2 protein-coding genes are annotated in these 15,703 nt (G+C 72.8%); both read left to right on the forward strand.

Annotated elements, in window-relative coordinates; genetic code table 11:
• On the forward strand, positions 1–9,157 hold a 9,157-nt coding region (locus tag ACFYPC_RS36865), incomplete at its 5' end, for a type I polyketide synthase (RefSeq protein WP_391891711.1).
• 61 nt (positions 9,158–9,218) lie between these two features.
• A partial coding sequence (locus tag ACFYPC_RS36870; RefSeq protein ID WP_391891712.1) for a type I polyketide synthase occupies positions 9,219–15,703 on the forward strand: 6,485 nt, incomplete at its 3' end.

The following is a 15,703-nucleotide window of genomic DNA, read 5'->3' on the forward strand; positions in this document are numbered from 1 at the left end:
CTCCTGGGAGGCGCTGGAGCAGGCGGGCATCGACCCGGCAACCGTCCGGGGCAGCCGGACCGGCGTGTTCGCCGGCCTCATGTACCACGACTACGTCACCCACCTCTCCGGCGCCGACGACACCGAGGGGTACCTCGGCACCGGCAACGCGGGCAGCGTTGTCTCGGGTCGCGTGGCCTACGCGTTGGGTCTCGAAGGCCCGGCCGTCACCGTCGACACCGCCTGCTCGTCCTCGCTGGTCGCGCTGCACTGGGCGATCCAGGCCCTGCGCACCGGCGAGTGCGAGATGGCCCTGGCCGGGGGTGTCACCGTCATGTCGACGCCCACGACGTTCGCCGAGTTCAGCCGCCAGGGCGGCCTCGCCTTCAACGGCCGTTGCAAGTCGTTCTCGGACGACGCGGACGGTACGGGCTGGTCCGAGGGCGTCGGCGTCCTGTTGGTCGAGCGGCTCTCGGAGGCCCGGCGCAAGGGCCATCAGGTCCTGGCGGTCGTTTCGGGTTCGGCCGTGAACCAGGACGGTGCTTCGAACGGTCTGACGGCCCCGAACGGTCCCTCGCAGCAGCGTGTGATCCGCCAGGCCCTCGCCAACGCGAACGTCTCCGCGGCCGAGATCGACGTGGTCGAGACGCACGGTACGGGTACGAAGCTGGGCGACCCGATCGAGGCCCAGGCGCTCATCAACACTTACGGTCAGGAGCGCGCCGAGGACCGTCCGCTGCTCCTCGGCTCGATCAAGTCCAACATCGGCCACACTCAGGCCGCCGCCGGCGTCGCCGGCATCATCAAAATGGTCATGGCGATGCGCCACGGCGTCATGCCGCCCACGCTGCATGTCGATGAGCCGTCCACGCACGTGGACTGGTCGGCGGGTGCGGTGGAGCTGTTGACGGAGGCGCGGGAGTGGCCGGAGGCGGGCGATCGTCCGCGTCGGGCGGGTGTGTCTTCGTTCGGTATCTCCGGTACGAACGCGCATGTGATCCTGGAGCAGCCGCAGGAGTCCGAGCCGGCCGAGGCTCCGGTCGTGGAGTCGGTGCTGCCGGTGGTGCCGTGGGTGCTGTCGGCCAAGTCGGAGCGGGCGCTGGCCGGTCAGGCCGGGCGGCTCCTCGCCCGGGTGGGTGATGGCGGCGCCTCGCCGCTGGACATCGGCTACTCGCTCGCTGTGACCCGGACGGCGTTCGAGCACCGTGCGGTCGTGGTCGGTGAGGACCGCGAGGCGCTGCTGCGGGCGGTCGCGGAGGGCCGCTCGGCCGCGGGTGTGGTGCGCGGCTCGGCGACGACCGGAGCCACGGCGTTCCTGTTCTCGGGGCAGGGGGCGCAGCGGGCCGAGATGGGCCGTGAACTGTACGAGTCCTACCCGGTGTTCGCTGATGCCTTCGACGCCGTCTGCGCGGAGCTGGACAGGCACCTGGACCAGTCGGTCAGGGAGATCGTCTTCGGTGGCTCGGAGCTGATCGACCAGACTGTTTACACGCAGGCCGGTCTGTTCGCGATCGAGGTGGCGCTGTTCCGGCTCCTCGCGCACTGGGGTGTCACCCCGGACTACCTGCTCGGCCACTCCATCGGTGAGTTGGCGGCTGCGCATGTGGCGGGTGTCTGGTCGCTTCAGGACGCGGCCGCGCTGGTCGCGGCTCGCGGCCGTCTGATGCAGGCGCTGCCGACGGGTGGTGCGATGGTGGCCGTCCAGGCCACCGAAGAGCAGGTGCTGCCGCTCCTGGTCGACGGTGTGTCGATCGCCGCCGTCAACGGCCCTGACTCCGTCGTCATCTCCGGCGACGAAGACGCCGTACTCGCCATAGCGGCCCGCTTCAAGAAGACTAAGCGACTCCGAGTAAGCCACGCCTTCCACTCGCCGCGCATGGAACCCATGCTGGCCGAGTTCAAGGCGGTCGCCGAGGGCCTGACCTTCCACACCCCCCGTATCCCGGTCGTCTCCAACCTCACCGGTGAACTCGCGGGCGAGGACATCCTGTCGGCGGACTACTGGGTCGACCACGTCCGCCAGACCGTCCGCTTCCTCGACGGCATCCGGCACCTCGAAACCCAGGGCGTCACCACCTACCTGGAGCTGGGCCCCGGCGGAGTCCTCTCCGCGATGGCCCAGGACTGCGTCACCGAAGACGCGGCGTTCGTCCCGGTCCTGCGCAAGGACCGTCCCGAGGCTCACGCCCTGACCGCCGCCCTCGCCGAACTCCACGTCCGCGGCGGGCAGGTCGACTGGGCGACGTACTACGCGAGCACCGGCGCCCGCCGCGTCGACCTCCCCACCTACGCATTCGACCACCAGCACTACTGGCCCGACGCCCCCACTGCCCCCTCCGGGGCAGCCGCCTCCGCCGATCCGGTCGACGCGAGCTTCTGGGACGCCGTCGAACGTGAGGACGTCGCGCAGTTGCTCGACACCCTCGACATCGCCGACGGGGACGACACCGCCCAGGCATCCCTGGCCACCGTGCTCCCGCTGCTCTCCGAGTGGCGGCGCGAACGGCGCAGCCACGCCACCCTGGACGACTGGCAGTACCGGATCACCTGGAAGCCCGTCGCGATGTCGGGCGGTGCTCTGTCGGGCCGCTGGCTCCTGGTCGTCCCAGAAGGCGCCGCCGCCGGAGACACGCACGTGGACGCCGTCGCCGCCGCGCTCGCCGCTCACGGTGCCGAGGTCGCCCGGATCGCACTGAGCGACCGTTCCTCGCTCGCGGAGGCCCTCACGGAGGCCCCCGCCGATACCACGCCCGAGACCACGCCCGGCACCGCGGTCGAAGGTGTCGTCTCCCTCGTGGACCTGCACGGCACGGTCGTGCTCGTCCAGGCGCTGGCCGACGCGAACGTACAGGCGCCGCTCTGGTGCCTGACCCGGGGCGCCGTCTCCGTCGGCGCGGCCGACCGGGTCGGCAGTCCCGAGCAGGCCGCCGTCTGGGGCCTCGGCCGGGTCGCCGGACTGGAACTCCCGCAGCGCTGGGGCGGTCTCGTCGACCTCCCGGCCGAACTCGACGACCGCGCCGCCGCCCGCCTCTGCGCGGTGCTGGCCACCGCGGAGGACGAGGACCAGCTGGCCGTCCGCGGCTCCGGGGTCTTCGTACGCCGACTCGCCCGCCTGCCGTTCAGCGAGCCGGCGCCCGCCTGGACCCCGCGGGGAACCGTCCTGGTCACCGGCGGCACCGGCGCCCTCGGCGGGCACGTCGCACGCTGGCTGGCCGGCAACGGCGCCGGGCATCTCGTCCTGACCAGCCGCCGAGGGCTCGACGCCCCGGGCGCCGCCGAACTGCGCGACGAGCTCGCCGCCATGGGCGTACGGGTGACGGTCGCGGCGTGCAACGTCGCCGACCGTACGGCTCTGTACCGGCTGCTCGACGGGCTGCGCGAGGCGGGCGACACGGTCACCGCCGTCGTGCACACCGCGGGCATCGGCCCCACCCGTGCCGTCACCGATCTCAGCGCCCTTGAGCTCGACGCCGTCATGGAGGCGAAGGTCCGTGGAGCGGCGCTGCTCGACGCGTACTTCACCGAGGAGTTCGCGCTGGACGCGTTCGTCCTCTTCTCCTCCAGCGCCGGTGTCTGGGGCAGCGCGGGCCAGGGTGCCTATGCCGCCGCCAACGCCCACCTTGACGCCCTCGTCCAGCAGCGCTGCTCGCGCGGCCTGACCGCCACCTCCATCGCCTGGGGCGCCTGGGGCGGCGGCGGAATGGCCGACGGCGAGGCCGGCGAACTGATGCGCCAGCGCGGCCTGCCGCTCATGGACCCGAATCTGGCCCTGCTCGCCCTCCAGCGTGCGGCGGCCGGCGACGAGCCCTGGGTGGCCGTGGCCGACGTCGACTGGGAGCGCTTCACCCCCCGCTTCACCGCAGCCCGCCCGCAGCCGCTCATCTCCGAGATCCCGGAGGTCCGCGACCTGCTGGCCGCGGTCGAGCGGGCTCGTGACGGCGAGGAGGGGAACAGCTCCGCGTTCCTCGGCCGCCTGCGGGCCCTTTCGGCCGCCGAGCAGCACCAGACGCTGCTCAAGCTGGTCCGCGACGAGGCCGCCGCCGTCCTCGGCCACGCGACCGCCGAAGCGGTGCAGCCGGGCCGGGTGTTCCAGGACCTCGGCTTCGACTCCCTCACGGTCGTCGAGCTGCGCAACCGACTGAAGGCCGTGACCGGCCTTGCCCTGCCCGCGACCCTCGCCTTCGATCACCCGTCGCCCGAGGCGCTCGCGCGCCACCTCCGTACCAGCCTCGTCGGCGACGACAGCGCCACGGCCCAGGGCACCGCACGGGACGGCTCGGCCGCGGCCGGCGCCGGATCCGACGACGACCCGATCGCCGTCGTCGGGATGAGCTGCCGCTTCCCCGGCGGCGTGAACACGCCCGAGCAGCTGTGGGATCTCGTTGCCGCGGGCCGCGACGCCGTCGGCGGCTTCCCCGTCGACCGCGGCTGGGACCTGGAGCTGCTCTATGACCCGGAGCGCTCCACGCCCAACACCTCCTACACGGACCAGGGCGGATTCCTCTACGAGGCCGGGTACTTCGACCCCGCCTTGTTCGGGATCTCGCCGCGCGAGGCGCTCGGCATGGACCCGCAGCAGCGGCTGCTGCTCGAGACCTCGTGGGAGGCGTTCGAGCGGTCCGGCATCGACCCGGCGTCGGTGCGCGGCAGCCGTACCGGCGTGTTCACCGGTACGAACGGCCAGGACTACGCCACCCTCCTGCTGGGCGTCACCGACGCCGACAGCCTCTCGATGACCAGCAACGCGGCGAGCGTGGTGTCGGGGCGTATCTCGTACACGTTCGGTCTGGAAGGCCCGGCCGTGACGGTCGACACGGCCTGCTCGTCCTCGCTGGTCGCCCTGCACATGGCCATCCAGTCGCTGCGGTCGGGTGAGTGCGAACTCGCCCTGGCCGGTGGTGTGACGGTCATGTCGACTCCGGGCGCGTTCATCGAGTTCTCCCGCCAGGGCGGGCTCGCGGCGGACGGCCGGGTGAAGGCGTTCGCCGAGGCTGCGGACGGTACGGGCTGGGGCGAGGGGGTCGGCATGCTGCTCGTCGAGCGGCTCTCCGACGCACGCGCCAAGGGCCACCGTGTCCTCGCGGTCGTCCGGGGCTCCGCGATCAACCAGGACGGGGCGTCCAACGGTCTGACGGCCCCCAACGGCCCGGCCCAGCAGCGCGTCATCCGCCAGGCCCTCGCCAACGCGGGCCTGACCGGTGGCGATGTCGACGTCGTCGAGGCGCACGGCACGGGCACGACGCTGGGCGACCCGATCGAGGCGCAGGCCCTGATCGCCACCTACGGCCAGGAGCGGCCGGCGGACAAGCCTCTCCTCCTCGGCTCGGTCAAGTCCAACATCGGCCACACGCAGGCCGCCGCGGGTGTCGCCGGCATCATCAAGATGGTCATGGCCATGCGCCACGGCGTCCTCCCGCAGACTCTCCACGTCGACGAGCCGTCCACGCACGTCGACTGGTCGGCGGGCGCGGTGGAACTGCTCACCGAGGCCCGCAAGTGGGAGGAGTACGAACGGCCGCGCCGCGCGGCGGTCTCCTCGTTCGGCATCAGCGGCACCAACGCCCACGTGATCATCGAGGAGGTTCCGGCGGAGGCCCCGGCACCGGCGGTCACCCGTGCGGGCGACGCGGACGGCCTGCTGCTGTCCTGGCCGGTCTCCGGCGTGACGGAGGACGCGCTGCGCGCCCAGGCGGAGCGGCTGCGTTCCTACGCGGCCGGCGCCGCCGAGCCCGACCTGCTCGACACGGGCTACTCCCTGGCGACCACCCGCGCGGCACTCGCGCACCGTGCCGTCGTCCAGGGTCGCGACCGCGCCGCACTCGTCGCCGCCCTGGCCGGGCTGGCGCGCGGAAACACGGTGAACGGCCTGGCCCGGGGCGCTGCCCTCGGCGGCGGAACCGCCTTCCTGTTCTCGGGTCAGGGGTCGCAGCGGGCCGAGATGGGCCGGGAACTGTATGAGGCGTATCCGGTGTTCGCGGATGCGTTCGACGCGGTGTGTGCGGAGCTGGACCGGCACTTGGACCACCCGGTCAAGGAGATCGTCTTCGGTGGCTCGGAGCTGATCGACCAGACTGTTTACACGCAGGCGGGCCTGTTCGCCGTCGAGGTGGCCCTGTTCCGCTTGTTGGAGCACTGGGGGGTGACCCCGGACTATCTCCTCGGCCATTCCATCGGCGAGCTCGCGGCCGCGCATGTCGCCGGTGTCTGGTCGCTTCAGGACGCGGCCGCGCTGGTCGCGGCTCGCGGCCGTCTGATGCAGGCACTGCCGACGGGCGGCGCGATGGTCTCCCTCCAGGCCACCGAGGACGAGGTTCTGCCGCTCCTGGTCGACGGTGTCTCGATCGCAGCCCTCAACGGTCCGAACTCCGTCGTCATCTCCGGCGACGAAGACGCGGTACTGGACATCGCTTCCCGCTTCGAGAAGACCAAGCGTCTGAGGGTCAGCCATGCCTTCCACTCGCCGCGCATGGAACCCATGCTCCCCGAATTCAGGGCCATCGCCGAAAGCCTGACCTTCCACGCCCCGAAGTTCCCCGTCGTCTCCAACCTGACGGGTCGGCTCGCGGGCGAGGAGCTGCTCTCCGCCGACTACTGGGTCAACCATGTCCGCCAGGCCGTCCGCTTCCTCGACGGCATTCGCCACCTGGAGTCCCAAGGCGTCAGCACGTACCTCGAACTGGGCCCCGGCGGGGTCCTCTCCGCCATGGGCCAGGACTGCGTCACCGATGAGGCCGGCTTCGTCCCGGTCCTGCGGAAGGACCGCCCCGAGAGCGATGCCGTGGTCACCGCCCTCGCCGAACTCCACGTCCGTGGCACGGCCGTCGACTGGACTGCGTACTACGAAGGCACCGGCGCCCGCCGCACCGACCTGCCCACCTACGCCTTCCAGCACAAGCACTACTGGCCCGAGGTGTCCTTCGGCAGCCCGGACGGGCACCAGAGCACCGGTACGGGCGCAGGCACCCGTACCGGCTCCGATGCCGACCCCGTCGACGCCGCCTTCTGGCAGGCCGTCGACCAGGAGGACCTGACCGCCCTCACCGAGACGCTCGACCTCGGCGGCGACGACGCCCGCGTCACCGCGCTGGGCGACGTCCTGCCCCTGCTCGCCACCTGGCACCAGGAGCGCCGCGAGCGCTCGGCCGTGGACTCCTGGCGCTACAAGGTGGTGTGGCGGCCCCTCACAGAATCGACGGTGCCCGCGCTCACCGGCACATGGCTGCTCGCCGTCCCGGCCGCCGGCGCCGACGAGGAACTCGTACGGGCCTGCGCCGACGCGCTCACCGGCCACGGCGCCGAGGTGGAACTCCTGCGGCCCGCCGAGGAGCCCGACCTCGCCGTCCGACTGCGCGCCGCCGTGGCGGCCGGGCGGCCGCTCGGCGGCGTGCTGTCCCTGCTCGCCATGGACGAGCGGCCGCACAGCGGGTACGAGGTGCTCCCGACGGGTCTGACCGAGGCGCTCGCCCTGATCAAGGCGATGGCCGAGGCGGAGCTGGACGCGCCCCTGTGGTCCGTCACCCGGACCGCCGTCGCGGTGAGCGAGACCGACGGGCCCGCCCGCCCCGTCCAGGCCCAGATGTGGGGCCTCGGCAGGGTCGCGGCCCTCGAACACGCCAAGCGCTGGGGCGGACTCGTCGACCTGCCCGAGACCCCCGACGCGGGCGCACTCGGCCGGATGGTCTCCGTACTGGCGCAGCGCACGGCCGCCGCCGGCCCGCCGCGCGGCGGCGTCGAGGACCAGGTGGCCGTGCGGGCCTCCGGGGTCTTCACCCGGCGGCTCGTCCCCGCCTCCACGGCGGGCGTGAAGGCGCGCCGTCAGTGGCGGCCCACAGACACCGTGATCGTCACGGGCGGCACCGGAGCCATCGGCGGGCACGTCGCCCGCTGGCTCGCGGCGAACGACGCCGAGCACGTCGTCCTGACCAGCCGCAGCGGCGAACAGGCCGCCGGGGTCCGGGAGCTGAAGGCCGAACTGGAGGCCACCGGCACCAAGGTCACCGTCGCGGCCTGCGACGTGGCCGACCGGGATTCCGTCAAGGCACTCCTGGACGGTCTCGCGGCCGACGGGCACCACGTCCGTACGGTCCTCCACGCGGCTGGTGTCGGCCTGTTGGCGCCGCTGACCGAATGCGGTCCCGAAGCGGCCGCCTACGTCGCGAACGGCAAGGTCTCCGGAGCCCGCCACTTCGACGAACTCCTCGACCCGGCCGGACTCGACGCGGTGGTCTACTTCACCTCTGTCGCCGGTGTCTGGGGCGTGGGCGACCACGGCGTGTACGCCGCCGCCAACGCCTACCTCGACGCGCTCGCCCAGCAGAGCCGGGCCCGCGGGGTGCCCGCCACGGCCGTCGCCTGGGGCCCCTGGGCCGACGGCGGCATGGCCGCCGGCGTCGGCGAGGGCGAGGGCGAGGGCGCGCTGACCCGGCACGGGGTGCTGGCCCTCCAGCCCGAGCCGGCCATGATCGCCCTCCAGGAGGCCCTCGACCACGAGGACACCGCGGTGGTCCTCGCCGACATGGACTGGGAGCGGTTCGCACCAGTCTTCACCATGAGCGCCGACCGCCCGCTGATCGGGGAGATCCCCCAGGTCAAGAGGGTCAACGAGCAGCAGGAGGCCGCGGCCTCCGAGGCGGCCGGCTCGGCTCCCGCCCTGCGGGCGAAGCTCGCCGAGCTGTCGCCGGCCGAGCAGGACCAGCTGGTCCTGGACCTCGTACGGGAGCACACCGCCGGGGTCCTCGGCCACGCGTCGGCCCAGGACATCGAGGCCCGACGGGCCTTCCAGGACCTCGGGTTCGACTCGCTGACCGCCGTCGAACTGCGCAACCGGCTCGGCGCGGCCACCGGTCTCAAGCTGCCCGCGACCATGGTCTTCGACCATCCCACGCCGGCCGCGCTCGCCGCCCTCCTCAAGGCCGAGATCCTGCCGGCCGCCGCGGAGCACGTGCTTCCGGCCGTGGAGGAACTCGACCGCCTCGAACAGGCGCTGGCCGCCCGCGACACCGACGACATCGGCCGGGTCAGGGTTGTCATGCGGCTCGAGTCGCTGCTTTCGAAGCTCAGCCGCGACCAGCGGGCCGAAGAAGTGTCGTCCGACCGGGACGGCGCTGTGGCGGGACTCGAATCTGCCACTAACGACGAGCTGTTCGATCTGATCGACAGGGACCTCGGGCTCTCCTGACCCTCCGACCCGGCAGCATGCAGTCATTTTTTAGTTAGAACCCGACGGGAGCGACGTTTCGATGGCGGATGAAGAGAAGCTGCGGGAATACCTGACCCGTGTGGTTGCGGAGCTGCAGCAGACCCGTCAGCACCTGCGCAACGTCGAGTCCCAGGAAGCGGAGCCGATCGCGATCGTCTCCATGAGCTGCCGCTACCCGGGGGCCGTCAACACGCCCGAGGACCTCTGGAAGCTGGTGTCCTCGGGCGGAGACGCCATCTCCGGCCTCCCTGCCGACCGGGGCTGGAACATCGAGGACCTGTACGACCCCGACCCGTCCGCCGCGGGCAAGATCTACGCCCTCGAAGGCGGCTTCCTGCACGACGCGGGCGAGTTCGACCCGGCGTTCTTCGGGATCTCGCCGCGCGAGGCCCTGGCGATGGACCCGCAGCAGCGGCTCCTCCTGGAGACCTCCTGGGAGGCGCTGGAGCGGGCCGGCATCGACCCGACGACCGTCGGCGGCAGCTCCACCGGCGTGTTCGTCGGCGCGGCCGGCCAGGGTTACGGCGGCGACCTGAGCGGCGCCGCCGGATCCGAGGGCTACATCCTCACCGGCACCGTCACGTCCGTGCTGTCCGGACGCATCTCGTACACGCTCGGCCTCGAAGGCCCCGCCGTCACGCTCGACACCGCGTGCTCCTCCTCGCTGGTCGCCCTACACCTGGCCGCGCAGGCCCTGCGCAACGGCGAGTGCGCCATGGCCCTCGCGGGAGGCGCCTCGATCATGCCGAGTCCGACCGGACTCATGGAGTTCAGCCGCCAGCAGGGTCTCGCGCGCGACGGCCGCTGCAAGGCGTTCGCCGACTCCGCCGACGGCATGGGCATGGCCGAAGGCGTCGGAATGCTCCTGCTGGAGCGGCTCTCGGACGCCCGCCGCAACGGCCACGAGGTCCTCGCGGTCGTCCGGGGCTCGGCGGTCAACCAGGACGGCGCGTCCAACGGCCTTACCGCCCCCAACGGCCCGGCCCAGCAGCGCGTCATCCGCCAGGCCCTCGCCAACGCGAAGGTCTCGGCGGACCAGGTCGACGTCGTCGAGGCGCACGGCACGGGCACCTCGCTCGGCGACCCGATCGAGGCCCAGGCGCTGCTCGCCACCTACGGCCAGGAGCGGGCTGCGGACAAGCCGCTGCTGCTCGGCTCGGTGAAGTCGAACATCGGCCACACGCAGGCCGCGGCGGGCGTCGCGGGCGTGATGAAGATGGTCCTGGCCATGCGGCACGGCGTGCTGCCCAAGAGCCTCCACATCGACGAGCCCTCCACGCACGTCGACTGGACCGCCGGCGCCGTCGAACTCGTCACCGAGCACCGGGATTGGCCCGAGACCGGCGCCCCGCGCCGTGCCGGTGTCTCCTCCTTCGGCATCAGCGGCACGAACGCCCACGTGATCCTCGAACAGGAGCCCGTCCCCGAGACCCCCGAAGCCCCGGAGGCGCCGGAGAACGAGGCGGGTGCGGCCACGGCGGTCGCACAGACGGACGCACCGGCCACCGCGTCCGTCCCGTGGGTGCTCTCCGGCAAGTCCGAGGCGGCGCTGCGCGCCCAGGCCGGACGCCTGCTGGCGCACGTCCGCGACAACGCCGGGCTCTCCACGGCCGACCTGGGCTACTCGCTGGCCCTGACCCGCTCCCGTTTCGAGCATCGCGCCGCGATCGTGGCCGACTCCCGCGAGGAGTTCACCGCCGCCCTGGAAGCGCTCGCGGCGGGCCGCCCGGCCCCCCGGGCCGTACGGGGCACGGCCGCGGCCACCGAGGTGCGTCCGGTGTTCGTGTTTCCGGGTCAGGGTGCGCAGTGGGTGGGGATGGCGGTGGGTCTGCTGGACTCGTCGCCGGTCTTCGCCGCCCGTATGGCCGAATGTGCGGCTGAGCTGGAGCCGTTCACCGGTTGGTCGTTGCTCGATGTCGTGCGGGGGGTGGAGGGCGTGCCCGGCTTCGACCGGGTGGATGTCGTCCAGCCCGTCCTGTGGGCCGTGATGGTGTCCCTCGCCGAGGTCTGGCGTTCGTACGGTGTGGAGCCCGCGGCCGTCATCGGTCACTCGCAGGGTGAGATCGCGGCGGCCGCTGTCGCCGGGGTGCTGTCGCTTGAGGATGCGGCGAAGGTCGTGGCGCTGCGGAGCCGGGCGATCATCGCCCTGGCCGGGCGTGGTGGCATGGTGTCGGTGGCTCAGCCCGCCGCGTGGGTGCGGGAGAAGATCGCGGCGTGGGACGGTCGTATCTCGGTCGCCGCCGTCAACGGACCCTCTTCCGTGGTCGTCTCCGGTGACCCGCAGGCCCTGGACGAGCTGGTCGCCGACTGCCAGGCGGCCGAGATCCGTGCCCGCAAGGTCGATGTGGACTACGCCTCGCACTCCGCCCACGTGGAGGAGATCGAGCCCGAACTCGCCCGACTGCTCGCCGGTATCGAGGCCGAGGCCGGTACGACCCCGCTGTACTCCTCCCTCACCGGCGAGCTGCTCGACGGCCGGGAGATGGGCTCCGCCTACTGGTACAACAACCTCCGCGAGACCGTCGAGTTCGAGCAGGCCACCCGCGCCGCCCTCGCCGACGGCCACACGGTCTTCATCGAGGTCAGCCCCCACCCCGTCCTCTCCCTCGGCCTCCAGGGCACGATCGAGGCGGCCGAGGCCGAAGCCACGACGCTCGGCACCCTGCGCCGTGACGAAGGCGGCCTCGACCGGTTCCTCACCTCCCTCGCCGAAGCCCACATCCACGGCGCCACCGTCGACTGGGCAGCTGTCTTCGAGGGCACCGGCGCCACCCGGACCGAACTCCCCACCTACGCCTTCCAGCGCACCCGCTACTGGCCCGAGTCCCCGGCCGCTGTGCTCGCCGGCGCGGCCGACCCCGTGGACGCCGCCTTCTGGGAGGCCGTCGAACAGGGCAACCTCGAAGCCCTCGCCGACGCACTGGAGCCCGCCGACGCCGAGCCGCTGCGCGCCGCACTGCCCGCCCTGGCCTCGTGGCGCCGCCGGCGCCGCGAGCACTCCACCATCGACTCGTGGCGCTACCGCGTCACGTGGAAGCCCGTCGCCACACCGCTGGACGCCACCCTGTCCGGCCGCTGGCTGGTCGTCGTACCCGAGACCCCGGACGACACGTGGGCCGCCCCGGCCCGGACGCTCACCACCGCCCTGACCCGGCACGGCGCCGAGGCCGTCCTCACCACCCTCGCCGAACTCGCCGACACCGAGGACCTCTCGGACGCCGACGGGTTCCTCTCCCTCCTGGCCCTCGACACCGCACCCCACCCGGGCCACCCGAGCGTCACCGCCGGCCTGGCCGGCACCGTCGCGCTCATCCGCGCCCTGGCCGACGCCGGGGCGAGCGCGCCGCTGTGGACCCTCACCCGTGGCGCGGTCTCCGTCGGCGCCTCCGACCGCGACGTCGATCCCGCGCAGAGCGCCGTCTGGGGCCTGGGCCGGGTCGTCGGACTCGAGCTCCCCGAGGGCTGGGGCGGACTCGTCGACCTGCCCGCAGAGCTTGACGAGCGCGGCGCCTCCCGCCTCGCCGGCCTGGTCGCAGGCGGCGACGAGGACCAGATCGCCCTCCGCGACTCCGGCGCGCACGCCTGTCGGCTGACCCGAGCCCCCCTCGGCAGCCGCCCCGGCACCCGCGACTGGACCCCGCGCGGCACCGTCCTGATCACCGGCGGCACCGGCGCCATCGCCTCGCACGTCGCCCGCCGGCTGGCCGAGAGCGGAGCCGAGCACCTCGTCCTGACGAGCCGCCGCGGCCTCGACGCCCCCGGCGCGCCGGAGCTGCGCGACGAACTCAGCGCCCTGGGAGCCCGCGTGACCGTCGCCGCCTGCGACGTCGCCGACCGCGGCAGCCTTCAGGCGCTGGTCGACGGGCTGCGCGCGGCAGGCGAGACGATCACCGCCGTCCTGCACGCCGCAGGTGTCGACCGCACCGGCGAACTCCTCACCCTCGACGCCGACGGGCTCCACGAGGTCCTGGCCGCCAAGACACTCGGCGCCGCCCACCTCGACGACATCTTCGACGACGATTCGCTCGACGCCTTCGTCCTCTTCTCCTCCAACTCCGGTGTCTGGGGCAGCGGCGGCCATGCCGCGTACGCCGCCTCCAACGCCTACCTCGACGGCCTCGCCGTCCGCCGCCGCTCGCGCAGCCTGACCGCGACCTCCATCGCCTGGGGCGCCTGGGACGGCGGCGGCATGTCCGGCGGCGACGCCGGCGAGCAGCTCGCCCGCCGCGGCCTGGCCGCCATGCCCACCGACCTCGCCATCGCGGCCCTGCGCCAGTCCGTCGAGCACGACGAGACCTGCGTGAGCATCGCCGACATGGACTGGGAGCGCTTCGCACCCGTCTACGCCATGTCCCGGCCGCGCCCGCTCATCGGCGACATCCCCGAGGCCGCCCGCGCCCTCGCCGCCGACGACGAGACCGAGCACGGCACCGACCAGGACGGCTCCGCGCTGCGCACCCGGCTCCGCGGACTCCCCGCCGCCGAACAGGAACAACAGCTCCTCGACCTCGTACGCGGCGAGGCCGCCTCCGTACTCGGCCACGCGAGCACCGACGCGGTCCAGCCCGGCCGCGCCTTCAAGGAGCTCGGCTTCGACTCGCTGACCGCGGTCGAACTGCGCAACCGGCTCACCGAGGCCACCGGCCTCAAGCTGCCCACCACCCTCGTCTTCGACCACCCGAACGCCGCCCGGCTCGCCGAGCTGCTGCGCACCGAACTCCTCGGCCTCGAGAACGCCGCTCCCACCGTCGTGCGCGCCGCCTGGTCCGAGGACGACGAGCAGATCGCCATCGTCGGCATGAGCTGCCGCTTCCCCGGCGGCATCGGCTCTCCCGAGGACCTGTGGCAGGTCGTGGCCTCCGGCACCGACGCCATGAGCGTCTTCCCGGCGAACCGCAGCTGGGACATGGACGTCGTGTACGACCCCGACGGCCGCCCCGGCACCTCGTACGTCAACGAGGGCGGATTCGTCGTCGACGCGGGCGAGTTCGACCCGGGCTTCTTCGGGATCTCGCCGCGCGAGGCCCTCGCCATGGACCCGCAGCAGCGGCTGCTCCTCGAGGCGTCCTGGGAAGCCTTCGAGCGGGCTGGCATCCACCCCGACACCCTGCGCGGCAGCCTGACCGGCGTCTACGCCGGCACCAACGGGCAGGACTACGCGCCCCTGCTGATGGCCTCCGCAGAGGCCGCGGACACCACCCTCACCAGCAACGCCGCCAGCGTGCTCTCGGGCCGCATCTCCTACACCCTGGGCCTCGAAGGCCCGGCGGCGACCGTGGACACCGGCTGCTCGTCCTCCCTGGTCGCCCTCCACCTGGCGGCCCAGGCACTGCGCAAGGGCGAGTGCGACCTGGCCCTCGCGGGCGGCGTGACCGTCATGTCGACGCCCATGTCGTTCACCGAGTTCAGCCGCCAGCAGGGCCTCGCCTCCGACGGCCGCTGCAAGTCCTTCGCGGACGCCGCGGACGGTACGGGCTGGGGCGAGGGCGTCGGCGTGCTGCTCGTCGAGCGGCTGTCGGACGCCGTACGCAACAGCCACGAGGTCCTCGCGATCGTCCGGGGCTCCGCCATCAACCAGGACGGCGCCTCCAACGGTCTGACCGCCCCCAACGGCCCCTCCCAGCAGCGCGTCATCCGCCAGGCGCTGGCCAACTCCGGACTGAACGCGGCCGATGTCGACGTCGTCGAGGCACACGGCACGGGCACCCGGCTCGGCGACCCGATCGAGGCCCAGGCGCTCATCAACACGTACGGTCAGGAGCGCGCGGACAACGCGCCGCTCTGGCTCGGCTCGGTGAAGTCGAACCTCGGCCACACACAGGCCGCGGCCGGTGTCGCCGGCATCATCAAGATGGTCATGGCCATGCGCCACGGCGTCCTCCCGCAGACCCTGCACGTCGACCAGCCGTCCACCAAGGTGGACTGGGCGGCGGGCGCGGTCGAGCTCCTGACCGAGGCCCGGAGCTGGCCCGCCTCGGCCGAGCGGCTGCGCCGCGCCGCGGTCTCGTCGTTCGGCGTGAGCGGTACCAACACACACGTCATCCTCGAGGAGCCGCAGGCACGGCCCGAACCGGCCGGAACGTCGACGTCCGCCCTGCCGGTGGTGTCGTGGGTGCTGTCAGCCAAGTCGGAGCGCTCCCTGGCCGGCCAGGCCGCCCGACTGCTGGCGCGGGTACGCGAGAACGCCGACCTGTCGCCCGTCGACATCGGCTACTCCCTTGCCCTCACGCGCACGACCTTCGACCGCCGTGCGGCGGTCGTGGCCGGGGACCGCGAGGACCTCCTGCGCGGTCTGGAGGCGATCGCCGCGGGTGTGGTGCGTGGTGCGGTCGTGGGTGGTCGTACGGCGTTCCTGTTCTCGGGGCAGGGGGCGCAGCGGGCGGGGATGGGCCGTGAACTGTACGAGTCCTACCCGGTGTTCGCGGATGCCTTCGACGCGGTGTGTGCGGAGCTGGACCGGCATCTGGACCAGTCGGTCAGGGAGATCGTCTTCGGTGGCTCGGAGCTGATCGACCAGACTGTTTA

It is taken from the genome of Streptomyces sp. NPDC005808 (genome assembly GCF_042871385.1).
Classification (GTDB): Bacteria; Actinomycetota; Actinomycetes; order Streptomycetales; family Streptomycetaceae; genus Streptomyces.